Annotated in this window: 24 protein-coding genes; 22 read left to right on the top strand and 2 right to left on the bottom strand. The window is 53.9% G+C overall.

Going from position 1 to position 26,711, the window contains the following annotated elements:
* Positions 1-3: 3 nt before the first annotated feature.
* The 14 genes from pspB (at position 4) to ACMYSL_RS16425 (ending at position 13,699) form a co-directional block, all read left to right on the top strand.
* Positions 4-228 (top strand): envelope stress response membrane protein PspB, encoded by a 225-nt coding sequence (gene pspB, locus ACMYSL_RS16490; RefSeq protein ID WP_110273477.1) that lies wholly within the window; start codon positions 4-6, stop codon positions 226-228.
* Complete coding sequence (gene pspC, locus ACMYSL_RS16485; protein ID WP_182238173.1) at positions 228-587, top strand: envelope stress response membrane protein PspC; 360 nt, start codon at positions 228-230, stop codon at positions 585-587. The genes pspB and pspC overlap by 1 nt, the downstream gene beginning before the upstream one ends.
* Positions 588-605: 18 nt before the next feature.
* Complete coding sequence (pspD, locus tag ACMYSL_RS16480) at positions 606-836, top strand: phage shock protein PspD (protein WP_434664123.1); 231 nt, start codon at positions 606-608, stop codon at positions 834-836.
* Between the two features lie 164 nt (positions 837-1,000).
* Positions 1,001-2,710, top strand: coding sequence for a sugar phosphorylase (locus ACMYSL_RS16475; protein ID WP_434659113.1), 1,710 nt, complete (start codon positions 1,001-1,003; stop codon positions 2,708-2,710).
* A gap of 13 nt (positions 2,711-2,723) precedes the next feature.
* Complete coding sequence (locus ACMYSL_RS16470; protein ID WP_434659112.1) at positions 2,724-4,016, top strand: ABC transporter substrate-binding protein; 1,293 nt, start codon at positions 2,724-2,726, stop codon at positions 4,014-4,016.
* Between the two features lie 20 nt (positions 4,017-4,036).
* Positions 4,037-4,918 carry a carbohydrate ABC transporter permease gene (locus tag ACMYSL_RS16465; RefSeq protein ID WP_434659111.1) on the top strand — a complete coding sequence of 294 codons (882 nt, stop codon included), beginning with the start codon at positions 4,037-4,039 and terminating at the stop codon, positions 4,916-4,918.
* Positions 4,905-5,747, top strand: coding sequence for a carbohydrate ABC transporter permease (locus tag ACMYSL_RS16460; protein WP_434659110.1), 843 nt, complete (start codon positions 4,905-4,907; stop codon positions 5,745-5,747). Before ACMYSL_RS16465 ends, ACMYSL_RS16460 begins: the two co-directional genes overlap by 14 nt.
* 29 nt (positions 5,748-5,776) lie before the next feature.
* Positions 5,777-6,829: a zinc-dependent alcohol dehydrogenase gene (locus ACMYSL_RS16455; protein ID WP_434659109.1), complete on the top strand. Its 1,053-nt coding sequence runs from the start codon at positions 5,777-5,779 to the stop codon at positions 6,827-6,829.
* A gap of 19 nt (positions 6,830-6,848) precedes the next feature.
* Positions 6,849-7,637 (top strand): sugar phosphate isomerase/epimerase family protein, encoded by a 789-nt coding sequence (locus tag ACMYSL_RS16450; RefSeq protein ID WP_434659108.1) that lies wholly within the window; start codon positions 6,849-6,851, stop codon positions 7,635-7,637.
* Positions 7,638-7,647: 10 nt separating this feature from the next.
* Positions 7,648-8,703 carry a Gfo/Idh/MocA family protein gene (locus ACMYSL_RS16445; RefSeq protein ID WP_434659107.1) on the top strand — a complete coding sequence of 352 codons (1,056 nt, stop codon included), beginning with the start codon at positions 7,648-7,650 and terminating at the stop codon, positions 8,701-8,703.
* On the top strand, positions 8,700-10,970 hold the full coding sequence (locus ACMYSL_RS16440) for a glycoside hydrolase family 65 protein (protein WP_434659106.1): 2,271 nt from the start codon (positions 8,700-8,702) through the stop codon (positions 10,968-10,970). The genes ACMYSL_RS16445 and ACMYSL_RS16440 overlap by 4 nt, the downstream gene beginning before the upstream one ends.
* Entirely contained in the window at positions 10,971-11,633 is a 663-nt protein-coding gene (gene pgmB, locus ACMYSL_RS16435) for a beta-phosphoglucomutase (protein ID WP_434659105.1), read from the top strand.
* A gap of 10 nt (positions 11,634-11,643) precedes the next feature.
* Entirely contained in the window at positions 11,644-12,726 is a 1,083-nt protein-coding gene (locus ACMYSL_RS16430) for an ABC transporter ATP-binding protein (RefSeq protein WP_434659104.1), read from the top strand.
* 61 nt (positions 12,727-12,787) lie between these two features.
* Positions 12,788-13,699 (top strand): OmpG family monomeric porin, encoded by a 912-nt coding sequence (locus tag ACMYSL_RS16425; RefSeq protein WP_434659103.1) that lies wholly within the window; start codon positions 12,788-12,790, stop codon positions 13,697-13,699.
* 28 nt (positions 13,700-13,727) lie between these two features.
* Here the strand turns inward: ACMYSL_RS16425 and ACMYSL_RS16420 are convergent, their stop codons facing one another.
* Positions 13,728-14,735 (bottom strand): LacI family DNA-binding transcriptional regulator, encoded by a 1,008-nt coding sequence (locus tag ACMYSL_RS16420; RefSeq protein ID WP_434659102.1) that lies wholly within the window; start codon positions 14,733-14,735, stop codon positions 13,728-13,730.
* 181 nt (positions 14,736-14,916) lie between these two features.
* Here ACMYSL_RS16420 and pspE point away from each other — a divergent pair, with 181 nt between their 5' ends.
* From pspE to ACMYSL_RS16405, 3 genes are all read left to right on the top strand, one after another.
* Complete coding sequence (gene pspE, locus ACMYSL_RS16415; RefSeq protein WP_181482487.1) at positions 14,917-15,234, top strand: thiosulfate sulfurtransferase PspE; 318 nt, start codon at positions 14,917-14,919, stop codon at positions 15,232-15,234.
* A 102-nt stretch (positions 15,235-15,336) separates the two neighbouring features.
* Positions 15,337-16,734, top strand: coding sequence for a YcjX family protein (locus ACMYSL_RS16410; RefSeq protein WP_434659101.1), 1,398 nt, complete (start codon positions 15,337-15,339; stop codon positions 16,732-16,734).
* Positions 16,731-17,792 (top strand): TIGR01620 family protein, encoded by a 1,062-nt coding sequence (locus tag ACMYSL_RS16405; RefSeq protein WP_434659100.1) that lies wholly within the window; start codon positions 16,731-16,733, stop codon positions 17,790-17,792. Before ACMYSL_RS16410 ends, ACMYSL_RS16405 begins: the two co-directional genes overlap by 4 nt.
* Before the next feature lie 145 nt (positions 17,793-17,937).
* On the opposite strand, the gene ACMYSL_RS16400 is transcribed toward ACMYSL_RS16405, so the two are convergent.
* On the bottom strand, positions 17,938-18,813 hold the full coding sequence (locus tag ACMYSL_RS16400; RefSeq protein WP_434664120.1) for a LysR substrate-binding domain-containing protein: 876 nt from the start codon (positions 18,811-18,813) through the stop codon (positions 17,938-17,940).
* A gap of 159 nt (positions 18,814-18,972) precedes the next feature.
* Between ACMYSL_RS16400 and ACMYSL_RS16395 the strand changes: the two genes are divergently transcribed.
* From ACMYSL_RS16395 to tyrR, 5 genes are all read left to right on the top strand, one after another.
* Entirely contained in the window at positions 18,973-20,289 is a 1,317-nt protein-coding gene (locus ACMYSL_RS16395) for a 6-phospho-beta-glucosidase (RefSeq protein WP_434659099.1), read from the top strand.
* Between the two features lie 103 nt (positions 20,290-20,392).
* Positions 20,393-21,475, top strand: coding sequence for a hypothetical protein (locus tag ACMYSL_RS16390; RefSeq protein WP_434659098.1), 1,083 nt, complete (start codon positions 20,393-20,395; stop codon positions 21,473-21,475).
* Positions 21,472-22,368 (top strand): phosphatase PAP2 family protein, encoded by an 897-nt coding sequence (locus ACMYSL_RS16385; protein WP_434659097.1) that lies wholly within the window; start codon positions 21,472-21,474, stop codon positions 22,366-22,368. The genes ACMYSL_RS16390 and ACMYSL_RS16385 overlap by 4 nt, the downstream gene beginning before the upstream one ends.
* Positions 22,368-24,875, top strand: a complete 2,508-nt coding sequence (locus ACMYSL_RS16380) for a PEP/pyruvate-binding domain-containing protein (RefSeq protein WP_434659096.1) — start codon at positions 22,368-22,370, stop codon at positions 24,873-24,875. The genes ACMYSL_RS16385 and ACMYSL_RS16380 overlap by 1 nt, the downstream gene beginning before the upstream one ends.
* A 232-nt stretch (positions 24,876-25,107) precedes the next feature.
* A complete protein-coding gene (gene tyrR, locus ACMYSL_RS16375; RefSeq protein ID WP_182238189.1) occupies positions 25,108-26,649 on the top strand; it encodes a transcriptional regulator TyrR in 1,542 nt (513 codons plus the stop codon).
* The last annotated feature ends 62 nt before the right edge of the window (positions 26,650-26,711 follow it).

Raw genomic sequence — 26,711 nt, 5'->3', positions numbered from 1 at the left:
GACATGAGCATGCTTTTTCTCGCCATCCCTTTGACGTTGTTTGTGCTGTTTGTTTTGCCGGTCTGGCTTTGGCTGCACTACAACAATCGCACCGCCAGCGGCAGCTTATCGCAGAACGAACAGCAGCGTCTGTTGCAACTGACCGATGACGCTAAGCGGATGCGCGAGCGTATTCAGGCGCTGGAAGCCATTCTTGATGCTGAGCATCCGAACTGGAGAGACCAATAATGGGCGGACTGGATTTGAGTAAAAAACTGTGGCGCATTCCGCAGCGCGGCATGGTGAAAGGGGTTTGCGCCGGTATCGCGGAGTATCTGGACGTGCCGGTGAAGCTGGTGCGCCTGATTACCGTGCTGGCAATGATTTTTGGCCTGTTCCTGTTTGTGGTCGTGGCCTACATTATTCTCTCATTCGCGTTGGATCCGATGCCGGAAAGCGAACTGAATGGTGAAAAAATGCCGAGCAGTGGAGAACTGTTGGCTGCCGCAGATAAGGAACTGGCGGCGGGGGAGCGTCGTTTACGTGAAATGGAACGTTACGTCACCTCCGATACCTTTTCGCTGCGCAGTCGTTTTCGCCAGCTGTAACTGAACGTGAGGTTAATGATGAACATGAAATGGCAGCAGGCAGGGCAAAAAGTGAAACCAGGTCTGAAATTCGCGGGCAAGCTGGTTCTGCTGACCGCGCTGCGTTATGGCCCGGCCGGCGTTGCTGGCTGGGCGGTTAAATCCGTCGCCCGTCGGCCGCTAAAAATGTTGCTGGCGGTGGTTCTGGAGCCGATATTGAGCCGCGCCGCAGCCAGGTTTTCCAAACGCTATACTAATCATCATGGTTAACCACAGAATCGTATAATTCATGTAACACTCAGGCTACAAACGACTTGTTTATTTGCGGCAGCTCACAAATACGATTTTTGGGGCTGCTAAAATCCTTTTTTGTCCCCCCGTGAACCCTCCCATCTGATTGACAGCTTATTTTTCATGGAGTAGTCTCCTTTTTCGTGGGACCGCTACCATGGAAAATTAAAGTGAACACAGAAATCCAAAAAATCCTGACAGAAGTTTATGGGGAAACATTTTTAGAGCATCATTCACAGGCTCTAAGTGAGCGTATTAATAAATCACGATTATTAATAAAAAAACAGCGCAAGCAGGGTTGGGATGAAGGAGATGTCGTACTTATTACGTACGCCGATCAATTCCGCAGTCAGGAGAAAAAACCGCTCCCGACTTTCAATCAGTTTTATGCAAAATGGTTAGAATCTATTTTTTCTCATGTCCATCTTTTGCCATTTTATCCCTGGTCATCAGATGATGGATTCTCAGTGATTGATTATCACCAGGTTGCCAGTGAAACTGGTGAATGGTGCGATATAAATGTACTGAACCAACGTAGCCGATTAATGTTTGATTTTGTTTGTAATCATATGTCGGCCAAAAGTGAGTGGTTTAAAAACTATTTACAGCAAGCTCCTGGGTTTGAAGATTTCTTTATTGACGTTGCTCCTGAGACCGATCTCAGTGCGGTAACCCGTCCGCGAGCGCTGCCGCTGTTGACGCCTTTTATTATGCAGGATAATTCGGTTCGTCATCTCTGGACGACCTTCAGCGAAGACCAGGTCGATCTGAACTACCGCAGCCCTGAAGTGCTGCTGGCCATGGTCGATGTGCTGCTGGCCTATCTTGAACAGGGGGCCGATTATATCCGCCTGGACGCGGTTGGGTTTATGTGGAAAGAGCCGGGTACCACCTGTATCCACCTGGATAAAACGCACCAGTTAATCAAGTTATTAAGGGCTATCTCCGATGAAGTGGCTCCGGGTACGATTATCATCACCGAAACCAATGTTCCACACAAAGACAACATCTCTTATTTGGGCAATGGCCATGACGAAGCTCATATGGTCTATCAGTTTTCGCTGCCTCCGTTAGTATTGCACGCCGTGCAGCGGCAGGATGTGCGAGTACTGTGCGACTGGGCGCAGTCATTAATCTTGCCATCGAATAAAACGACCTGGTTTAACTTTCTCGCCTCACATGATGGCATTGGGTTGAACCCGCTTCGCGGCCTGCTGCCGGAAGAGGAAATCGTGCAACTGGTTGAGTCGTTGCAGCAAGAGGGGGCGTTGGTTAACTGGAAAAATAACCCGGACGGCACGCGCAGCCCTTATGAAATCAACGTCACCTATATGGATGCGCTTAGTGGTCGTAACAGCAGCGACGATGAGCGCATTGCCCGCTTTACTCTTGCGCACGCGATCTTATTAAGCTTTCCTGGGGTACCCGCGATTTATATTCAAAGCATATTGGGTTCGCGTAATGACTATGACGGTGTAGAGCAACAGGGATATAATCGAGCTATCAATCGCAAGAAATATTTAATCGATGAAATTGAAACTGAAATAAAAAACGACGATACATTGCGTTATGCTATTTATCATAAGCTATCGCATCTTGTTATGCTTCGTCGAAATAATAAAGCCTTTCATCCTGACAGCCACTTTTCCATCAATTATCTTTCGCCTTGCGTCATGCAAATTATTCGTGAGGCAGATATCGGTGAATCCATCGTGGCATTGTTTAACGTCAGCGATAGCAAACAGAGTGTAAATATAGATCAGATAAATGGACTCGATCTGATAGGTGGTGAAAATATAACGGATAAGCATGTCATGTTGTCTCCGTGGCAGGTTATGTGGATTAAAAAATAAAAAGGAATATCTAATGCTTAAATCAAAGATTGTGCTGATATCAGCACTGGTTTCCTGCGCCCTGATTTCCGGGTGTAAAGATGAAGATAAATCCAACGTCTCCATCGAATTTATGCATTCCTCTGTGGAACAGGAACGTCAGGCGGTTATTACAAAACTGATTGAACGTTTCGAAAAAGAAAACCCTGGCATCACGGTGAAGCAGGTTCCGGTGGAAGAGGATGCCTACAACACCAAGGTCATCACGCTGGCGCGAAGCGGTTCATTACCTGAGGTGATCGAGACCAGCCACGACTACGCCAAGGTAATGGATAAAGAGCAGCTTATTGACCGCAATGCGGTGAAAGACGTTATCCAGAAAGTGGGGGAAGGTGCGTTCTACGACGGCGTGCTGCGTATTGTTCGCACTGAAGATGGTAGCGCATGGACGGGCGTACCGGTCAGCGCCTGGATTGGCGGTATCTGGTATCGCAAAGATGTGCTGACTAAGGCCGGGCTTGAAGAGCCGAAAAACTGGCAGCAACTGCTGACGGTGGCGCAAAAACTTAACGATCCGAGCAATAAAAAATATGGCATCGCATTACCCACCGCTGAGAGCGTCCTGACAGAGCAGTCCTTCTCGCAATTTGCGTTGTCGAACCAGGCCAACGTTTTTAATGCCGAGGGCAAGATCACCCTCGATACGCCGGAAATGACTCAGGCGCTGGGGTATTACCGCTCGCTGGCCGAGAACACGATGCCGGGTTCTAACGACATTATGGAAGTGAAAGACGCCTTTATGAACGGCACCGCGCCGATGGCTATCTATTCCACCTATATCCTCCCGGCGGTCATCAAAGAGGGCGATCCGAAGAACGTTGGCTTTATGGTCCCGACGGAAAAAAATTCGGCGGTTTACGGCATGCTGACTTCGCTCACCATCACCAATGGGCAGAAAACAGAAGAGACGGAAGCCGCTGAAAAATTTGTCACCTTTATGGAGCAGGCCAACAACATTGCCGACTGGGTGCTGATGTCGCCGGGGGCTGCGCTGCCGGTTAACAAGGCGGTCGTGAATACGCCGGCCTGGAAAGGAAACGATGTCATTAATGCGCTGGGGGAATTGCCAGCACAACTCATCGCAGAACTGCCCAATATTCAGGTGTTTGGCGCGGTAGGGGACAAGAATTTTACCCGTATGGGCGATGTGACGGGTTCAGGTGTGGTAAGCAAGATGGTTCATGACGTCACGGTAGGCAAAGCCGACCTTTCTACGACGATCAATGGCAGCCAGAAAAAACTCGATGAACTTGTTGAACAGCGTTAATGCGGAAGTGGAATGGTGTGATGAATAGGTTATTTTCTGGTCGTTCCGATATGCCATTTGCCATGCTGCTGTTGGCTCCCAGCTTGTTGCTGCTGGGAGGCCTGGTGGCCTGGCCGATGATCTCGAATATCGAAATCAGCTTTTTGCGTTTGCCGCTTAATCCGAGCATCGATTCCACGTTTGTCGGGCTGAGCAACTATATTCGCATTCTCTCCGATCCTGGATTCTGGCACTCGCTATGGATGACGGTCTGGTATACCGCGCTGGTCGTGGCCGGCAGTACGGTGCTGGGGTTGGGCGTGGCGATGTTCTTTAACCGCGAATTTCGCCTGCGCAAAACGGCGCGCTCGCTGGTGATTCTCTCCTACGTGACGCCTTCCATTTCGCTGGTGTTTGCCTGGAAGTACATGTTCAACAACGGCTACGGCATTGTGAACTACCTCGGCGTGGATCTGCTTCATCTCTACGATCAGGCGCCGTTGTGGTTCGATAATCCGGGCAGCAGTTTTGTTCTGGTGGTGCTGTTCGCCATTTGGCGCTACTTCCCTTATGCCTTTATCTCATTTCTGGCGATTTTACAGACCATCGATAAATCGCTGTATGAGGCGGCGGAGATGGACGGCGCGAATGCCTGGCAGCGGTTTCGTATTGTCACGCTGCCCGCGATCATGCCGGTGCTGGCCACCGTGGTCACGCTGCGCACCATCTGGATGTTCTATATGTTCGCCGACGTTTATCTGCTGACGACTAAAGTCGATATTCTCGGGGTGTATCTCTACAAAACAGCGTTTGCATTTAACGACTTAGGCAAAGCGGCGGCCATTTCCGTGGTCCTCTTCGTCATCATTTTCGCTGTTATCCTGCTGACCAGAAAACGGGTGAACCTCAATGGCAACAAATAAGCGCACGCTCGGCCGTATCGGCTTTTACTGCGGGTTAATTGTCTTTTTGGTCATCACGCTGTTTCCGTTTTTTGTGATGCTGATGACCTCGTTTAAGAGCGCCAAAGAGGCGATCTCCCTGCATCCAACGCTATTACCGCAGCACTGGACGCTGGAGCATTACGTCGACATTTTTAACCCGTTGATTTTTCCGTTTGTTGATTACTTCCGCAACAGCATGGTGGTGTCAGTCGTTTCATCCGTGGTGGCCGTGTTTCTGGGCATTCTCGGGGCATATGCACTCTCCCGCCTGCGTTTCAAGGGGCGGATGACCATCAACGCCAGTTTTTACACGGTCTATATGTTCTCGGGCATTTTGCTGGTGGTGCCGCTGTTCAAGATCATCACTGCGCTGGGAATTTACGACACCGAAATGGCGCTCATCATCACCATGGTGACGCAGACGCTGCCGACGGCGGTGTTTATGCTGAAGAGCTATTTCGACACCATCCCGGATGAGATTGAAGAGGCGGCAATGATGGATGGCCTTAACCGACTGCAAATCATTTTCCGCATTACCGTGCCGTTGGCGATGTCGGGGCTGGTATCGGTCTTCGTCTACTGCTTTATGGTGGCCTGGAACGACTATCTGTTCGCCTCGATTTTCCTTTCCAGCGCCAGCAATTTCACACTCCCGGTTGGCCTGAACGCGCTGTTCAGCACGCCTGACTATATCTGGGGACGCATGATGGCCGCATCGCTGGTAACCGCGCTACCGGTGGTCATTATGTACGCACTTTCTGAACGTTTTATTAAAAGTGGTTTGACCGCTGGCGGCGTGAAGGGCTAAAGCGGCCGATTTTAATTAAGGAGTTATGAATGAAAAAGTTAGTGGCAACTGAACCGCGCGTTGCGGCATTAGTGGAATATGAAGACAGAGCCGTGTCAGCGAGCGAAGTGAAAATCCGCGTCCGGTTCGGTGCGCCGAAACATGGTACTGAAGTTGTGGATTTCCGCGGCGTCAGCCCGTTTATTGATGAAGATTTCAACGCCGAGTGGCAGATGTTTATGCCGCGTCCAGAAGGCGCGCCGCGCGGTATCGAATTTGGTAAGTTCCAGTTAGGCAACATGGTGGTAGGCGACATCATCGAATGCGGCAGCGACGTGACTGACTACGCTATCGGCGACAGCGTATGTGGCTACGGACCGTTGTCTGAAACGGTGATTTTCAACGCGGTGAATAATTACAAACTGCGCAAAATGCCGGAAGGCAGCTCCTGGAAAAACGCGGTCTGCTACGACCCGGCGCAGTTTGCCATGAGCGGCGTGCGCGATGCGAACGTACGCGTTGGGGATTTTGTGGTTATTGTCGGACTGGGCGCCATTGGTCAGATTGCGGTGCAGCTGGCGAAAAAAGCGGGCGCATCGGTGGTGATCGGCGTTGACCCGATTACCCATCGTTGCGATATCGCCCGTCGCCACGGCGCGGATTTCTGCCTGAATCCTATCGGTACTGACGTGGGGATGGAAATTAAGAAGCTGACCGGCAAGCAGGGCGCTGATGTGATCATCGAAACCAGCGGCTACCCGGACGCGCTGCAATCAGCGCTTCGCGGCCTGGCCTACGGCGGCACCATCTCCTATGTGGCCTTCGCTAAACCCTTCGCTGCCGGGTTTAACCTCGGGCGTGAAGCGCACTTCAACAACGCGAAAATTGTTTTCGCCCGCGCATGCAGCGAGCCGAATCCGGACTATCCGCGCTGGAGCCGCAAGCGTATCGAAAACACCTGCTGGGAACTGCTGATGAACGGATACCTCGATTGTGAAGAGATTATCGATCCGATTGTCACCTTTACCCACAGTCCGGAAAGCTACATGGAGTATGTCGACCAGCATCCGGAAAAGAGCATCAAAATGGGCGTGACGTTTTAATTTCAAAGGAATGAATAAGATGAAAATTGGTACTCAGAATCAGGCATTCTTCCCGGAAAATATTCTGGAAAAATTCCGCTATATCAAAGAAATGGGCTTCGACGGCTTTGAAATCGACGGCAAACTGTTAGTGAATAATCTTGACGAAGTGAAAGCGGCGATTAAAGAAACCGGCCTGCCGGTCACTACCGCCTGCGGCGGCTACGACGGCTGGATCGGTGATTTTATCGAAGAGCGTCGTCTGAATGGCTTGCAGCAAATCGAGCGCATTCTGGAAGCGCTGGCGGAAGTGGGCGGCAAGGGCATTATTGTCCCGGCTGCATGGGGCATGTTCACTTTCCGCTTACCGCCGATGGTTTCGCCACGTAGCCTGGCCGGTGACCGCAAAGCGGTGAACGACTCGCTGCGCTTTCTTGATGAAGTGGCGGAACGCACCGGTACCGTCGTGTATCTGGAGCCGCTCAACCGCTATCAGGATCACATGATCAACACTCTCGCCGACGCTCGTCGTTATATCGAGGAAAACGACCTGAAGCATGTGCAGATCATCGGCGATTTCTATCACATGAATATCGAAGAAGACGATATGGCGCAGTCGCTGCACGACAACCGCGATCTGCTCGGGCATATACATATCGCCGATAACCACCGCTATCAGCCGGGTACCGGCACCCTGGATTTCGCCGCGCTGTTCGACCAGTTGCGGCAGGACAACTACCAGGGTTACGTGGTGTATGAGGGACGGGTAAGGGCAGATAACCTGCCGGAAGCCTACCGCCAGTCGCTGGCCTGGCTGCGCACCTGCTAAGAGGATTTCCGTGAAAAGTGCAATGACAAGCTCTCCGCTACGCGTCGCCATTATTGGTGCCGGGCAGGTAGCGGATAAAGTTCATGCTTCGTACTACTGCACCCGCGACGATCTGGAACTGGTGGCTGTCTGTGACAGCCGCCTGTCTCAGGCCCAGGCGTTGGCAGATAAATACGGTAATGCGCAGGCATGGGATGACCTTGAGGCAATGTTACGCGACGTGAAGCCGGATATTGTCAGCGTCTGCTCGCCTAACCGTTTTCATTATGAACACACACTGCTGGCGCTGGAGGCTGGTTGTCATGTGATGTGTGAGAAGCCGCCAGCCATGACGCCGGAGCAGGCCCTTGAGATGTGCAATACCGCCCGGCGAGTGGGTAAGGTGCTGGCTTATGATTTTCACCATCGCTTTGCGCTTGATACACAACTGCTTCGCGAACAGGTCGTGGCGGGCGTACTGGGGGAGATTTACGTCACTAATGCTCGTGCGCTGCGGCGCTGCGGCGTGCCCGGTTGGGGCGTGTTTACCAATAAAGAGCTACAGGGCGGCGGGCCGCTGATCGACCTTGGTGTTCACATGCTGGATGCGGCGATGTACGTGCTGGGCTTTCCCCGTGTAAAAAATGTCTTCGCTCACAGCTTCCAGAAGATTGGCACCCGCAAAAATAGCGGTCAGTTCGGCGAGTGGGATCCCGCGACTTATACCGTGGAAGATTCACTATTTGGCACCATTGAATTTCACAATGGCGGCATTTTGCGTCTCGAAACCTCCTTTGCGCTGAATATCCCCGAACAATCGATTATGAACGTGAACTTTTGCGGCGATAAAGCGGGGGCAACCTTGTTCCCGGCGCAGGTTTATAACGATCGTGATGGTGAGCTCAACGTGCTGTGCCAGCGTGAACAAGCGGATGACAACCGTCATTTTCGCAGTATGGAAGCCTTCGTGAAACATGTTCAGGGAGAACCGGTCACGATCGCTGACGCCGAGCAGGGGCTGGTGATTCAACAACTGGTGGCGGCGCTTTATCAATCCGCAGAAACAGGGATGTGTGTGGAACTATGACTAAGCCTGTAATGTTAACCGATCCGGTTTTTTGCCCGCATAGCCTGAATAAATTCGCCTCTCTGATGGCGTCAGGCAATGGCTATATGGGCATTCGCGCGTGCCACGAAGAAGATTACACGCAACAGACGCGCGGCATGTTTCTGGCCGGACTTTATCATCGGGCAGGAAAAAATGAGATCAACGAACTGGTCAATCTACCGGACGTGATCGGCGTGGATATTGTCCTGAACGGCGAGATCTTTTCTCTGCTGAGCGGCACCATTGAAAGCTGGCAGCGCCACGTCGATTTTGCGACCGGGGAACTGCGGCGAACAATTCTCTGGCGATCGCCCGGCGGCGCGCGTTTTGCGATTGAGAGCCGACGTTTTGCCTCGGCGGAGCAACTGCCGCTGTTGGCTATGACGGTGGTGATTACCCCGCTGGACGGTGAGGCGACGATTTCGCTATCGACCGGAATTGACGCTACCACGACCAATCACGGTCGCCAGCATCTGGATGAAATTCAGGTCAGAGTGTTCGGGCAGCATCTTCTTCAGGGGATCTATACCACTCAGGATGGCCGCCATGACGTTGCGATTTCGTCTTATTGTTGTGTGAAAGGCGATGTGCAGCGCTGCTTTACGGCGAAAGAGCGTCGTTTACTGCAACACAACAGCGCGCAGGTCAACGCGGGGCAAAGCCTGACGCTGGAGAAGCTCACCTGGATCGATTGGCGCAGCGAGCAGTCTCTTTCTGTGGAGAGCTGGAGTCGCCAGGGCCTGCGTCGGCTGGAAGCTTGCGCTGAACGCGGTTACGACGCGCTATTTGCGGAGTCGGCGGCGAACTGGCAGGCATGGTGGCAGCGTCGTCGCGTTCAGGTTGTGAGCCACAATAGCGCCGATCAGCAGGCGCTGGATTATGCGCTTTATCACTTGCGCATCATGACTCCAGCGCATGATGAACGTAGCAGCATTGGCGCGAAGGGCATCACCGGGGAGGGCTATAAAGGGCACATTTTCTGGGATACCGAAGTCTTTTTGCTGCCGTTTCATCTGTTCACCGAGCCAGATATTGCCCGAAATCTACTGCGCTATCGCTGGCATAACCTGCCGGGCGCACGGGAAAAAGCCAGGAAGAACGGCTGGCAGGGCGCGCTGTTTCCCTGGGAAAGCGCGCGCAGCGGCAGGGAAGAGACCCCGGAATTTGCCGCCATCAACATCCGAACCGGATTACGGCAAAAAGTGGCTTCCGCGCTGGCTGAACACCATCTGGTTGCAGATATTGCCTGGGCCGTGGTTGCTTACTGGCAGGCGACCGGAGACCGGGCGTTTGTGTCTCGTGAAGGCATGGCGCTGCTGTTAGATACTGCGAGGTTCTGGATTAGCCGCGCGGTTGAGGTCAACGGACGTCTGGAAATTCATGATGTCATCGGTCCTGATGAATATACCGAGCATGTGAATAACAACGCGTTTACCAACTATATGGCCTGGAACAACGTCGCGCAGGCTCTGCATTTTGCCCGCGAACTGGGGATGGCTGACGAAGCGTTTATGCAACGCGCTGAACATTTTTTGCAGCACCTGTGGCGGCCGGAAGTTCAGGCGGATGGCGTGTTGCCGCAGGATGATTCATTTCTCAGCAAGCCGGTTATCGATTTATCGTCCTATAAGGCGAAGGCCGGCAAGCAGACCATTCTGCTTGATTACTCGCGCGCTGAAGTTAACGAGATGCAAATTCTCAAACAGGCGGATGTGGTGATGCTGACCTACATGTTGCCGGAGGCGTTTACGCCGGAAATTTGTCGGGCAAACCTGCATTTTTATGAACCACGTACCATTCATGACTCCTCTTTAAGCAAAGCGATCCACGGTATTGTGGCCGCCCGCTGCGGCGACCCGGAACAGGGTTACCGGTTCTGGCGCGACGGGACGCTTATCGATCTCGGCGACGATCCGCACAGCTGTGATGATGGTATTCACGCGGCGGCCACCGGGGCCATCTGGCTGGGCGCGATCCAGGGATTTGCGGGCGTCAGCGTGCGCTACGGGGAGTTGCATCTGAACCCGTCGCTGCCTGGGGCGTGGCAGCGGCTCTCGTTTCCGTTGCGCTGGCAGGGATGCGACATGTTTATCTCCATAGATAGCGGCACGATTTGCATGGATAGCTCCGCGCCGGTCACGCTGTGGCTCAATGGTCACCGGGTTGTCGTTGACGGTGAGAAGGTATTGAAGTTGAGTGACTTTATTTTATCCACAATTGGGACCGCTACCAGGGAGGGCGAATGAATGAAACCACAGGCCATTATTTTTGATTTAGACGGGGTGATCACCGACACCGCGCATTTGCATTTCCTCGCCTGGAAGCAGATAGCCGACGAGATTGGCATTGTTATTGATGAAGCGTTCAACGACAGCCTGAAGGGCATCAGCCGGGGGGAATCGCTGCAACGTATTCTGCGTTTTGGCGGCAAAGAGGGGGCGTTTAGCGCTGACGACTGTGCGCAACTGGCAGCACGAAAAAATGCGCTGTACGTGCACTCACTGCGTGAACTGACTGCCCAGTCGGTGCTGCCAGGCATTCGGGAACTGCTTTGTACGCTGCGCGAACAACAGGTATTGGTCGGTCTTGCCTCGGTTTCGCTCAACGCTCCGGCCATTTTATGTGCGCTGAATTTGACGGATTTTTTTGATTTTTGCGCCGATGCGTCGCAAATCACCCGTTCGAAGCCGGATCCGGAAATATTTCTGGCCGCCTGTAAAGGGCTGGGGGTCAGGCCTGAAGCCTGTATTGGGATCGAAGATGCGCAGGCGGGTATCGATGCTATCAACGCCAGCGGCATGCTGTCAGTCGGGGTGGGCGAGGCTTTAGCCGGGGCGGATTTGCATCTTCCGGTAACTGAATTTCTGACGTGGCCGTGCTTATCGGCTTTCTGGCAAAACGAAAAGTAAGGGAATCAATATGGCACAGCTTTCGTTGCAACATATACAAAAAATATACGATAACCAGGTGCATGTGGTTAAAGACTTTAACCTGGAAATTGAAGACAAAGAGTTCATTGTTTTTGTTGGTCCGTCGGGCTGCGGGAAATCCACCACGCTGCGCATGATTGCGGGGCTGGAAGAGATCAGCGCGGGCGATCTGCTGATTGACGGTAAACGGATGAACGATGTTCCGGCGAAGGCGCGTAACATTGCGATGGTCTTTCAGAACTACGCGTTATATCCGCACATGACCGTCTATGACAACATGGCATTTGGCCTGAAAATGCAGAAAATCAGCGCTGCGGTTATTGAGGAGCGCGTCAGCTGGGCGGCGCAGATCCTTGGCCTGCGTGAATACCTGAAGCGCAAACCCGGCGCGTTATCCGGCGGCCAGCGCCAGCGCGTGGCGCTTGGGCGAGCGATCGTTCGCGAAGCGGGCGTATTCCTGATGGATGAACCGCTCTCTAACCTCGATGCAAAACTGCGTGTTCAGATGCGGGCGGAGATTAGCAAGCTGCACCAGAAGCTGAATACCACCATGATTTATGTGACTCACGACCAAACCGAAGCCATGACTATGGCGACGCGCATTGTCATCATGAAAGATGGAATCGTGCAGCAGGTTGGCGCGCCGAAGACCGTCTATAACCACCCGGCAAATATGTTTGTCGCTGGATTTATCGGCTCGCCGGCAATGAACTTTATCCGTGGCGCTATTGATGGAAATCAATTTGTTACCGAAACGTTGAAGCTAACGATCCCACAGGACAAATTAGCCGTACTGAATGCGCAAAAATATATGCATAAAGCGGTGGTGATGGGTATTCGTCCGGAGGATGTACACCCTGAACAACGTGAAAATAACAGCGTCGCGGCGCATATCAGTGTAGCAGAATTAACCGGTGCTGAATTTATGTTATATACCACTGTAGGGGGGCACGAGCTGGTTGTCCGTGCCGGAGCAATGAATGATTATCACGCAGGAGAAAATATCAATATCCATTTTGATATGGATAAATGTCATTTCTTTGATACCGATAGTGAAGCTGTAATTCAATAAATATAAATGCCGGGAATTATCCCGGCGTGCATGTGTCTTTTATTTTTTTAAAGGATCTAAAATGAATACCTTACTAAGCCGTGCTGCGCTCATTATGTGCGCAGGAATGGCCTGTGCGCAGGCTGCTGAAAATAACGACTGGCATTTTAATGTTGGCGCAATGTATGAAAGTGAAAACGTTGAAGGGCAGGCGGAAGATATGGATGGGCTGTCTGAACCCTCCATTTGGTTTAATGCCTCACGAGGTCCGTGGAAAATTGCCGTTGCGTATTATCAGGAAGGCCCGGTTGATTATAGCAACGGTACCCGTGGTACTTATTTCGACCGTCCGGAGCTGGAGATTCGTTATCAAATTTTCGGTGATGATGATTTTACCCTCGGTTTAACCGGTGGTTTTCGTAATTATGGCTATCATTTCCAGGATGAACACGGCGATGACGCAGGCACGGCAAATATGCAGCGCTGGAAGATTCAACCAGACTGGGATATCAAGCTGAGTGATGACTGGCGCTTTGGCGGTTGGTTTGCGATGTATCAATTTGCCAATGATTTGGATAAGACCGGCTATGCCGATAGTCGCGTAGAAACGGAAACCGGCTTTACCTATAAAATTGATGATACTTTCTCCGTGGTCGCCAACTATTATCTGGAACGCGGATTTAATATGGATACATCGCGCAATAACGGCGAGTTTTCTACCCAGGAGATCCGCGCTTATTTGCCTATCGCACTCGGCGATACAACGTTGACGCCGTACACCCGTATCGGTTTGGATCGCTGGACCAACTGGGACTGGCAGGACGATCCTGAGCGTGAGGGGCATAACTTCAACCGCGTTGGGATGCTCTATGCCTATGATTTTCAGAATGGTTTATCGATGTCACTGGAATATGCTTTCGAGTGGGAAAACCATGATGAGGGCGATAACGATAAATTCCATTATGCAGGCGTAGGTATCAACTACGCCTTCTGAGTTATCAAGGGGCGGGTTTGCCCCTTTTTTATCTGGCGGCCTCAGGTAATAGCATATGCGTCGCCACCGTAATGTTTTGCGGCATGTTTTTTCCGGCGATCAGCTTAAATAACAGGCCACAGCTTTGTTCGCCTAGCTCCTGCGTTGGTACGTCAATCCCTCCCGGGGCGGGCGTAAGAATAAACGACAGCATTTCATTACTGTAGCCCACGACGGCAAGCTGATCGGGGATGGTAATATTCTTTTCAGCCGCCGCACGATATAAACTCATCAGTTTTAAGCTATCCGTTGCGAAAACCGCATCGGGCAGACGATGGCTGAGTAATTCCCGGGCGGCGGAAAGCGCCGTATCATGCGTGTAACCCCCATCGACAATCCACTCATCATGGAGTTCAAGGTGGTGGGCGCTCAGGCTGTGCTTATATCCATTAACTCGATCAATGGAAACATGGTAATCCAGCGGCGCATGCAGACAGGCAATATGCTGATGACCGCTATTAATTAACGCGTTGGTCAATTCAATACTGTCACGATAGTTATCGGTATCAACTGAATAAACATTTTGGTATTGGCCTTCAACTTTACCAATCACGACAACCGGAATATCGTATTTATCCAGACGGGAAAAAAATGATTCATCGGCGGGTGAGCTCAGCATAATAATGCCTTTAATCATTTTTTGTTTTATCTTGCTTTCACATTTTTGCAGATCGTCTTCCGCGCTGTGCGAAGTTTGCAATATAACGTCAAAGCCTTCATCTTCTGCTTTTGCCGTAATCGCATGCAGCACTTCTGAGAAAAAAGGGTTACCGGCGGTAGTTTTAGTCGAGCGGGTCGAAATAACCATGATGGCATCAAAGCCTGAAGAGGTCAGCGCTCGAGCAAGTTTATTCGGTTGATACTGGAGTTCGTCGATCGCGCGCAATACTTTTTCTCGCGCTTCTGGAGAAATATTGGTTTGCTTATTAAGCACCCGCGATACCGTCGATTTTGATACGCCAGCCACGCGCGCGATATCGTAAATGGTAGGAGACATATTCTTTGGACTCCGTGCGTAAGTTAATGCCGCATATCTTATGAAGTTAGTTTGCTAATGACAATACAAGAGCGCCGATCGCCAACAATAAGCGTTAAGCCGGGCGGTGCAGCAGTTTTCTAAACGTCGCGGATGGCGTATGTTATGAGTGCCTAAAAACTCAACATATCAGGATGATAAAATGCTACGAAAACTACTTCTGGGTTTAGCTCTGGCCGTCGCCTTACCGGTGTCTGCGGCGGAGCATTGGATAGATGTTCGCGTTCCGCAGCAGTATCAAAAAGAACACGTCGAAGGGGCGATTAACATCCCGCTGGCTGATATAAAAACGCGGATTGCGAGTGAAGTTCCGGATAAAAACGATACCATTAAAGTCTATTGCAACGTCGGGCGACAATCGGGTCAGGCCCAGCAGATGCTGACCGAGATGGGCTACACTCAGGTAGTTAATGCGGGTGGCCTTAATCAGATAGATATGCCGAAAAGCGCCAGTAAGTAATCTTCAGCCCCGCGGTCGCGGGGCTAATGCAAGCCATTGATAATTAGCCGTATAGCCCCCATATTATTCTCTCTCTCGTTCTTCAGGCACAACAGGATGGCGATGAAGCGACTCAAAACTGAATTCAATGCGCTGGTTAATCGTGGGGTTGATCGGCATCTCCGTCTGGCCGTTACCGGCCTTAGCCGCAGCGGTAAGACCGCTTTTATCACCGCGCTGGTCAACCAACTGCTGAATATTCACACCGGGGCGCGTCTACCGCTACTTAGCGCGGTCAGAGAGGAGCGTCTGCTCGGCGTCAAGCGCGTACCGCAGCGGGACTTTGGCATTCCGCGCTTCACCTATGACGAAGGGCTGGCCCAGCTGTATGGTCAGCCGCCGGTCTGGCCAACGCCCACCCGCGGCGTCAGCGAAATTCGCCTGGCGCTGCGCTATCGTTCCAACGATTCGTTGTTACGCCACTTTAAAGAGACCTCAACGCTGTATCTGGAAATCGTCGATTATCCCGGCGAGTGGCTGCTGGACCTGCCGATGCTGGCCCAGGACTATCTCACCTGGTCACGACAGATGACCGGGCTATTGCAAGGGCAGAGGGCAGAATGGTCGACGCGTTGGCGGCAGCTTTGTGAAGGGCTGGATCCGCTGGCTCCGGCCGATGAAACCCGTCTGGCGGAGATTGCCAGCGCGTGGACCGATTATCTGCACACCTGTAAACGCGAAGGGATGCACTTTATTCAGCCCGGGCGCTTTGTGCTGCCCGGCGAAATGGCCGGCGCGCCTGCGCTGCAATTTTTCCCCTGGCCGGATGTTGATGCGACTGGGGAGGCCAGGTTGGCCCAGGCGGACAAACACACCAATGCCGGGATGTTGCGCGAGCGCTTTAAATACTACTGCGAGAAAGTCGTCAAAGGTTTCTATAAAGACCATTTTCTGCGCTTCGATCGGCAGATTGTGCTGGTGGACTGCCTGCAACCGCTCAATAGCGGGCCACAGGCGTTCAACGATATGCGCCTGGCGCTGACGCAGCTGATGCAAAGTTTTCACTATGGTCAGCGCACGCTGTTCCGCCGCTTGTTCTCGCCAGTTATCGATAAGCTGCTGTTTGCGGCCACCAAAGCCGATCACGTGACCGTCGATCAGCACAGTAATATGGTGTCGCTGCTGCAACAGCTGATTCAGGACGCGTGGCAAAACGCGGCGTTCGAGGGGATCAGTATGGATTGCCTGGGGCTGGCGTCGATTCAGGCGACCCAGAGCGGGCTTATCGAGGTGAACGGCGAAAAGATCCCTGCGCTGCGGGGTAACCGGTTGAGCGATGGCCAACCGTTGACCGTTTATCCCGGCGAGGTGCCCGCACGTCTGCCGGGCCAGGTATTCTGGGAGAAACAGGGCTTTCAGTTTGAAAACTTCCGTCCGCAGGTGATGGATGTTGATAAGCCGCTGCCGCATATTCGCCTCGATGCGGCGCTGGAATTTTTAATTGGAGATAAATTGCGATGACCGAACCGTTAAAACCGCGTATCGATTTCGACGGCCCGCTGGAGGTGGAAAAGGCGCAAATTCTCAAATCCGCCCGCGCTTTTGATGACGTGGATGCCGGGAAGTTTGCTCCGGCGCGCCTTGATGTCGTGGAAGAAGAAGAGGGCGCGGCGGAAGCAGTTGTTGAATCAGTTCTGCGGCCCAAACGTAGCCTGTGGCGGAAAATGGTCAGCGCCGGGTTGACTATTTTCGGCGTGAGCGTGGTCGCGCAGGGCGTGCAGTGGACAATGACCGCCTGGCAGACGCAGGACTGGATCGCGCTTGGCGGTTGCGCTGCCGGGGCGCTGATTATTGGCGCTGGCGTCGGTTCAGTCGCGACCGAATGGCGGCGTCTGCGGCGGCTGCGTCAACGAGCACACGAACGCGATGAGGCGCGGGATTTGATGCACAGCCATGCGGTTGGCAAAGGGCGTGCGTTTTGTGAAAAACTCGCGCAGCAGGCAGGGCTGGATCAATCGCATCCGGCGCTACAGCGCTGGTATGCGGCGATCCACGAGACGCAGAACGATCGCGAAGTGGTCAGCCTGTATGCGCAGATCGTGCAACCAGTGCTTGATGCCCAGGCACGGCGCGAAATCAGCCGCTCGGCGGCGGAATCGACGTTGATGATTGCCGTCAGCCCGCTGGCGCTGGTGGATATGGCCTTTATCGCCTGGCGTAACTTACGCCTGATCAACCGCATCGCCACGCTGTACGGCATTGAGCTGGGCTACTACAGCCGTCTGCGCCTGTTCCGTCTGGTGCTGCTGAATATCGCTTTTGCCGGAGCCAGCGAGGTGGTGCGGGAAGTGGGGATGGACTGGATGTCGCAGGATCTGGCGGCCAGGCTGTCGGCGCGCGCGGCCCAGGGCATTGGTGCCGGACTGCTGACCGCGCGGCTGGGGATCAAAGCGATGGAACTCTGTCGCCCGCTGCCGTGGATCGCCGATGATAAGCCGCGGCTGGGTGATTTTCGTCGCGAGCTGATTGGTCAACTGAAAGATACCTTACAGAAGAGTAAAAACAGTCCGGAGAAATAGGCATTTTGGGCATTCCCGGCTAGCAGATAGCTGTGAATCCGTAGCCCCGGTAAGGCGCTAGCCGCTACCGGGGAGAGAATCAGACGCTGCGCGCGTTGTTTCCCGGTGGCGGTGCTGGCGCACCTGTCCGGGCTACCGTCCAGCACTACGTCACCGGGGATTGATCCTGACCACACTCATCTTGTAACCACTCACTAAAGGCGAGAAAACGCGGGCGCGAGCGGTTCTCTTGCGGGCAAATCAGGTCATATCCAAACGGCGAGGGCACCTTTTCCTCGCTCAATGCCACCAGCTTACCGCTGTCGAGCAGAGGTTGAATCAGCGTCTGACGGCCCATCATCACCCCTAAACCGTTCTCCGCCATCTGAATCGCGATGGAGTGGTTATTCACGGCGTAATAACGCCCCTCAAAAGGTAAATTCGTCCCCGTTTGCTGACACCATAATCGCCACTCGCTGAACTGATCCTGGACATCCGTCGATTCAGACGCGTGGATCCAGAGCACTCCTGACGATGCTCCTGCGCTCAGTGGTTGATGTTGACGCTGATATTCCGGCGAGCACACCGGGAGCAGGTTCTCACCCATCAACCGCTCTTGATAGAGATCGGGATACTGGGTCGCGCCGTAGTAAATAGCCAGATCCACACGCTCTTCGTTAAAGTCCATTACTCCGGCCCGCACGCGAAACTGTAAGTTCAACCCCGGCCACTGCGCCTGAAAGCGCGGCAGGCGCGGCATCAACCACAAATGCGCCAGCGTCGGTGCGATGCCAACATGCAGCGTCCCGCGCAGATCCTGTTCGCGAATATCTTCGATTTCATCATTAATGGCGCGCAGCGAGTGGCTTAGCGTGGTCAGCAGGCGCTTGCCTTCTTCGGTTAGCGCCAGCTTACGCGTCAGCCGGATAAACAGGCGAAAGCCGATGTGCATCTCCAGTTTGCGAATTCGGTGGCTCACCGCTCCCTGGGTGAGGTTCATTTCGTGTGCTGCGAGGGTAAAGCTAAGGTGGCGCGCGGTCACTTCAAAGGTTTGTAGTAGCGCAAGAATACTTTGTTGCTCCAGCATGGTCACTCTCCGTTATGCATTAATCATATTCATGCATGAGCCATTTTATTTCGTTTGTTCCGCCAGTTATGACGGTTTTAAATAGTTATACCCTATATCAAATGGAGATATACCATGTTAGGACTCAAAATTGTGGTGATTGGCGGCGGTTCCAGCTATACCCCGGAACTGATCGAAGGTTTACTTAAACGGCACGCTGAGATGCCGGTTAAGACGCTGTGGCTGGTCGACATTGAAGACGGCAAAGAAAAGGTGGAAATTATCGCCGGGCTGGCGCGGCGAATGATTGCCAAAGCGGGTTTGTCTATTGAAGTGGTGGCGACGCTTGACCGCGAAAGCGCCTTGCAGGGCGCGAATTTTGTCTGCTCGCAGTTCCGTGCCGGGTGCCTGGATGCGCGCATCAGCGACGAGCGCATCTCGTTAAAATATGGCCTGATTGGCCAGGAGACCAACGGGCTGGGCGGTTTTGCCAATGCCTGCCGGACAATCCCGATTGCTCTGGAGATTGCGGCAGATATGGAACGCCTGTGCCCGGACGCCTGGCTGCTGAACTTCACCAACCCATCGGGCATGGTGACGGAGGCGGTGCTGCGTCATAGCAAAATTAAAGCCGTGGGCCTGTGCAACGTGCCGGTGATTATGCAAAAGGGCGTCGCACAGCTGCTTAATTGCGCCAACGAAAATGATTTCATCATGCAGGTTGCGGGCCTGAACCACTTCATCTTCGTGCGGCAGATTCTGCATAAAGGCAAAGAGTGGCTGCCGGAAGCCATTGCGCAGATTAGTGCAGGTAACGATCCGCTGGTACCGCGCAATATTCCGCCGTTCCGCTGGCCGCAGCATCTGCTACAAGGACTGGGGATGATCCCCTGCGCCTATCTGCGTTATTACTATATGAAGGACGACATGTTGCGCCAGGAGCTGGCGGAGGCTGACGGGGAAGGGACGCGCGGAGAAGTTGTTAAACTACTGGAAAAAGAGCTGTTCGCCCAGTACAGCGACCCGAATCTGGCGGTAAAACCGAAGGCACTGGAAGGGCGCGGCGGGCAATACTATTCTGAAGCGGCCTGTGAATTGATGAACGGTATTTATAATGACAAGCGCATTATTATGCACGTTAACACGCGTAACAACGGCGCGATTAACGGCCTGCCGGACGACTGTGCGGTTGAAGTGAGCTCGTTAATTACCGCTTCCGGCCCGCAGCCGCTGAATGTGGCGTCCTTCCCGGAAGATACGCTACGCCTGCTGCAACTGATGAAGTCTTTCGAGCGGCTAACCATCGAAGCGGCGATAACGGGTAACCGGCATACCGCCTGGCGCGCGCTGGTGCTGAACCCGCTGATCGTCAGCGGTGAGAAGCTTGAACAGGCGCTGGACGAGGTTATCGAACATAACCGGAAGCTGATGCCCGCTTTTCACCCACAGTAATTCTGAGGGGGCGATGATGCCCCCAAACTGCTCATTGTAATCCCTTAACGAAGCGTCTATTGTGCGAAAATGTTAAACAAGGACATGATGACAACCGCACGTTATGGAAAAACGTAATCCTCCCTGGCTGCGATTCACTCCGGGCAGAGCGTTGCCGCGCTGGTATCGCTTTATCGCCAGGCTATTGAGCCATTTCTACTACGCTTCGATCGACTTTATTGACGAGCGTGGCCACCGTGTTTTACCGCTGGACGACGCTATTCCCACAATTCTGCTTGTCAGCCACCGTAATGGGGCGACCGACGGGTGGGTGGTTAGCCCACTGTTGCCGCATGGCCAGTTTCTTGCCTCCGTTCAACTGCTGCGATCGCGTTTTTTGCGCCTGTTGTTTACCGGCATTCCGGTTGTGCGCGACAAGGATCGCGTTCGCTACGGTTTTAGCCGGACGCAGGCGGGAAACCCGGTGCTGCACGCTATTGCCCATATAAAGCAGGGCGGCAGTCTGGTTATCTTTCCGGAAGGCACCAGCGAATGGAGCTATGCACCACAACCTTATCAGCCGGGAACCGTGAAAATCATTCGCCGACTGTTGCAGGAAGGCCAGCGCTTTCGGGTGATCCCGGTAGGGAGTTTCTACCAGGCTCCGGATCGCTTTGGTTCGCGGGTCGAGCTGCTGGTTGGCGAAGCGCTGGTATTTCCCGCGCGGGAAGATAAGTCCCAGGAGGCCTGGGAAACTGAAATCTCTGAATGTGTGAGTAATGCGTTGAATCAGGTTTCGGTCAACTGCGACAGCGAGGCGACCATGGCAGACGCCGAAAGCTATGCCCACCAGCGGCGGCATAGCGAATCCTGGGCGTTGGCTTTTAAACGAACGGCAAGCGGAACGCATGCTGAAAAACCATCTGATAAGCGGCATCGGCAAAGAAACATTTGGGCCTGCGCGCTGCAACTGCCGTTTGTGCTGGTACTTTTTCCGGTTCTGCTCTGCGCCTGGTGGGTTGGCAGACAGGCCGACGGGCGCAATACGGTGGCCTTTTTTCGTCTGGCGAGCGGTTTTGCCGCCTCGCTGCTGTGGCTGCCCTGTTTGATTGTGCTGGGTATTATCTTTCCCTGGCTGTGGCTGCTTTATACAGCGGCTTACCTGGGGTGGCGGCAACGTTCGGTTTGGGGGGAGGAAAACGTTTGAGCCTGATAAAGAATACCCATTTTGTCGGTTTGGCTTCCCGGAACCGTCCGGGTTATGGGGTCTACTTAGCCCTGATCGCCTTGATTTGCGGGTTGGGGATTTTTTCCGCCTGGCAACTGCGTGACCCCCAATTTATTGCGCCGGTAATCGCCTGCGTGGTGGTTTGGCTGCTGTTGCTGCAATCAATGCGTTCGTCGTCGCGCTGGCGCAGCTGGATTGGCGTACTGCAGTTTGCCGCCAGCTGGCTGGTTTTCCCTCTGTTTAAGGCGATTCAGCTGGCGATGCCGCGCTCAATGGACGTATGGCTGCTGGCGGGCGATCGTTGGCTATTCGGTAGCGGATTGACTGAACGGCTGCTCGGCTGGGAGAGGGTCTGGTTAAGTGAGGTAATGAGCCTGTGCTACCTCTCGTTCTATTTCATTATTCTGCTGCCGGTGCTGTTTTGCGCTTTCCGTCGCCATGAACTTGCCAGCCGTGGTTTCTTCTATGGCCTGATGCTGATGTATCTCTTTGGATTTATCGGCTATCTGCTGGTGCCCGCCGCCGGGCCTTATCTTGCCTTTCCGGACGTTTTCTCCTACCCGCCGCAAGGCGGCGCGCTGACCGCGCTGCTGGTTTCGCTGGTGGCGAGTGGCGGAACGGGTATGGACGTTTTTCCCAGCCTGCACTGCGGGATTAGTCTCTATGTGTTTGGTTATCTGCTTTTACAGCGTCGCTATTTTTGCGCGCTGTTGCTGTCGCCGCTGGTGATGGGGTTGATCCTGGCGACGCTCTATCTGCGCTTTCACTACGGTATCGATCTGATTTTTGGTGCTCTGCTGGCATTTCTGGTGCTGGTATGGCTGCGCCGCTGCGGCTTCTTCAGCCGTAACAACATGATAAGGAAGGCATAATGCTAACGGAAGACTCGATGATTTTTACCTTTCACGATCCGCACGCCAGCGAACTGGCGCTGAGCGGGGGGAAGGGCGCCAACCTCGCGCGTCTGACCGCAGGGGGCCTGCCGGTGCCGCCCGGTCTGATTGTGTCGGCTTCTGCTTATCAACTGTTTCTGGCGCCGCTAAGAGAGCAAATCCAGATGCTACTGCAACAATATGACGATTTCGGCATATGCAGCCGCGAAATTCAGGCGCTTATTCGTCGACAAGCTTTGCCGGAAGCGCTACGCACGGCGGTAACGCAACGGCTGGACGCGCTTGGTGCGAAGGACTGGAACGTTGCCGTGCGCTCTTCAGCGACGTTTGAAGATCTGCCCGGCGCGGCTTTCGCCGGACAGCACGATACCTTGCTCAATATGCGCGGTGCTGATGCGATCCTCAACGCGGTGCGCGAATGCTACGTTTCGTTATGGCATGAACACGCCATGCGCTATCGCGCGCATCTGCAACTCGTTCACCTCGACGCCGCGATGGCGGTGGTGATCCAGCAGATGGTGGAGATGACGGAAAGCGATGCGGCCGGTGTGGCCTTTTCCATCGATCCGGTACGCGGCGAGCTGGAGCAAGTGTTGATTAACGCTTGCTTTGGATTAGGCGAGAGCGTTGTCGGCGGCGAGCGGGAGGTGGATGAATACCGCGTTGCCATGCCGCAGGGAGAAGTCACGGAACGTCGTATCGGACAAAAAACGACGATTTTGCTGAAAGACAGCCAGGGCGTACACGATGTGGTCCTGCCCGCATCCCGGCAATCGCAGAGTTCGCTTAGCGATGAACAATGTCTGACGGTGGCGAGCGTCGCCCGGCAGGCTCAGGCGTTTTTTGGTTTTCCCCAGGATATTGAATGGGCATTTTCCGGCGCTTCGTTCTATCTGCTGCAATCCCGTCCGGTCACGTTCGTGCCGGAACGCTGGACGCGCGATGAATCCGCTGAACGCTTCCCTAACGCGGTAACGCCGTTGACCTGGGATCTGGTAGAGGAAGGTTTCCATGAATCGCTCAACTTCTCTTTTTCCCTGATGGGCCTGCCTGGTTTTGGGGGGAAATGGTTTGCGGTAAAAGAGTGCTATGTCTATGGCAACCAGAATGCGGTGGAGCTGTATGCTGGCAGAATGCCCGGTGGCATTAGTTCGCTGGAGCAGCTGCGAGCGGCTCTGCCGACCCTGGCAAAGCGCTATGCCTGGGTGCAGGAGTTGCCGATCTGCTGGATGCGCGATCTGGATACCTATCTGCTGGCAATCGGTGCGCTAATGCGCGAGCCGTTGGCTAGCTACACGCTGGCGCAGTGCTGGGATTATCTGCTGCGGGTACGCGATGCGGGTAAACGTTATTTCCTGCCAAATATTGCTATTTCCCTGACCCAGCGCACCTTGTATGCCGTGCTCTACCAGATCCTGCAAATGTCGATGTCTGCGGCAGAGGCCAAATCGATGTTCGATCTGTTGCTGTCGGTCGCTGAGACTAAAACCGGGCAAGTTAACGCCGAACTGTGGGCGCTATCGCGGCAGGTTCGTAACGAGCCTGAGCTGCTGCGGGAGTTCGCCGACACCCCGTCGCTGGCGCTTGTTTCACGTCTTAGCGCGTATCCTGCGTTTGATACTGACTTCAACCAGTTCCTGCAACGCCACGGCCATCGCGAGCTGGATTTCGACGCTTATTATCCGACCTGGCTTGAAGCGCCGCATATTGTATTGGATCAGCTAAAAATGCTGGTGGAGCTGCCGGACGATGATTTGGCGGCGCAGGCGCTTAACGGCAAGCTGGCGGCTTCAGCGGCGCAGCACGCCTGGCTGGCTCAGGTGCCGGAAGATCTGCGTTACTTTGTTGAAGAGGTGACTCGCCTGGCGCGCGTTTATACCTGGCTGGACGACCTTGAGCATTATCAGACCACGCGTCTGACGCTGCCGTTCCGCAGCGGCGTGCGCGAGATGGGGGAGCGGCTGACGGCGGCGGGTATTCTGCAACAAGCGGATGATCTCTATTTCGCGTCATTCGCCGATCTTGACGCTGCGGTGGCGCAGAACGCTTTCGAAGATCTGGCCGCGCAGGTGCACGCCAATAAGTCTGCCTGGCAGGCGGCGAAACAGCGCAGTCCGTCATGGAATCTTGGCGAAGATGATGCGATCCCCGAATTGCGGCAGGGTGAGGGATTACAGGGGATGGCTGGTAGCCCTGGCGAGGTGGAAGGTGAGGTCTTTCTGGTTCATGGGCCGGAGGAGTTTGCCGCGTTTCCCAAAGGCGCGATTCTGGTGGCTCGCACGACTAATCCTGCATGGACCTCGCTGTTTTATCGCGCGAGCGGAGTGATCACCGAAAGCGGCGGACCGTTGTCACATGGGGCTGTCACCGCGCGGGAGTTGCAGCTTCCGGCAGTGATGAGCGTGCGCGGGGTCATGACGCTGCTGGAGAATGGGATGCGGGTCAGGGTGAACGGAAGAACGGGAGTGGTCGATATTTTGCGTTAACGGAGCGGTTCGATGATGCTGCCCTCAAACCAGCATAAGGTACCTTGCCGGTTTGAGGGCTGATGACTCGTCTGAACGATTCTGGTCATGTGTCCGCTCTGAACGTATAACTTTACGGCAGAAAGGCCATTTTTCCGCCATACTGTCAATAATTGTTGACAGCTATCTTCACGCCAGCAAATAACTGTCCTATTATTCATCCGTCATTGGCCTTTTTAGGGTGAAAACTCCTATGCGTCTTGAAGTCTTTTGTGAAGACCGTCTTGGTCTGACCCGTGAATTACTCGATTTATTGGTGCTGCGTGGTATCGATCTGCGCGGTATCGATATCGACCCTATTGGCCGAATTTATCTCAATTTTGCCGAACTGGAGTTTGCCAACTTCAGCAGCCTGATGGCGGAAATTCGCCGTATTGCTGGAGTGACAGATGTGCGTACCGTGCCGTGGATGCCATCAGAACGTGAACATCTCGCACTTAGCGCACTGCTGGTGGCGATGCCGGAACCGGTGCTGTCTCTGGATACCAGGGGGAAAGTTGAACTGGCTAACCCGGCCAGCTGTCAGCTGTTTGCCCAGAGCCAGGACAAACTGCGCAGCCATCCGGTCGCGCAACTGATCACTGATTTTAACGTGCAGCGCTGGCTGGAAAATAGCCCGCAGGAATCGCATGCTGAGCATGTGGTGGTTAACGGACAGAATTTCCTGCTGGAAATCACCCCGGTCTATCTGGAAGGTGAGCACGGCGAGCGAGTGCTGACCGGTGCGGTGGCAATGCTGCGTTCAACGGTCCGCATGGGCCGACAGCTGCAAACCATGACCATTCAGGATACCAGTGCCTTTAGTCAGATCCTCGCCGTTGGTCCAAAAATGCGCCATGTCGTGGAGCAGGCCCGCAAGCTGGCAATGCTTAGCGCGCCGCTGCTGATCGTTGGCGATACCGGTACCGGCAAAGATCTGCTGGCTCAAGCCTGTCATCTGGCCAGCCCGCGCGCGGGAAAACCCTATCTGGCGCTGAACTGCGGCTCTATTCCGGAAGATGCGGTGGAAAGCGAGCTGTTTGGCGATGCGATTCAGGGTAAAAAAGGTTTCTTCGAGCAGGCGAACGGCGGCTCGGTGCTGCTGGATGAGATCGGTGAGATGTCGCCGAGAATGCAGACCAAACTGTTGCGTTTCCTCAACGATGGTACCTTCCGCCGGGTTGGCGAAGATCATGAGGTTCATGTCGACGTACGCGTGATCTGCGCCACCCAGAAAAACCTGGTGGAGCTGGTGCAGAAAGGGCTGTTCCGTGAAGATCTTTATTATCGTCTCAACGTTCTGACCCTGTATCTGCCGCCGCTACGCGACTGCCCGCAGGATATCATGCCGTTGACCGAACTGTTCGTCGCGCGCTTTGCCGATGAGCAGGGGATCCCTCGTCCTAAACTCTCTGCTGATTTAAATAGCGTATTGACGCGCTATAGCTGGCCGGGCAACGTGCGCCAGCTCAAGAACGCGGTTTATCGCGCGCTGACGCAGCTGGACGGTTTTGAACTGCGTCCGCAGGATATTCTGTTACCGGATCACGATGTGGCCTCCTTGCCTGTGGGCGAAGAAGCGATGGAAGGTTCGCTGGATGACATCACTCGCCGCTTTGAGCGCTCTGTGCTCACCCAGCTTTATCGCAACTTCCCCAGCACGCGTAAACTGGCTAAACGCCTTGGCGTCTCGCACACCGCGATCGCCAATAAACTGCGCGAGTATGGCCTGAGCCAGAAGAAAAACGACGACTAATCCTCACCACCGGCTGCTTGCGCAGCCGATTAGCGTTTCCAAAAAAGGGAGGGTTCTTCCCG

The organism is Klebsiella sp. MISC125, from assembly GCF_051131775.1.
Taxonomy (GTDB): domain Bacteria; phylum Pseudomonadota; class Gammaproteobacteria; order Enterobacterales; family Enterobacteriaceae; genus Klebsiella.
This window is presented reverse-complemented; position numbering and strand designations above follow the sequence as displayed.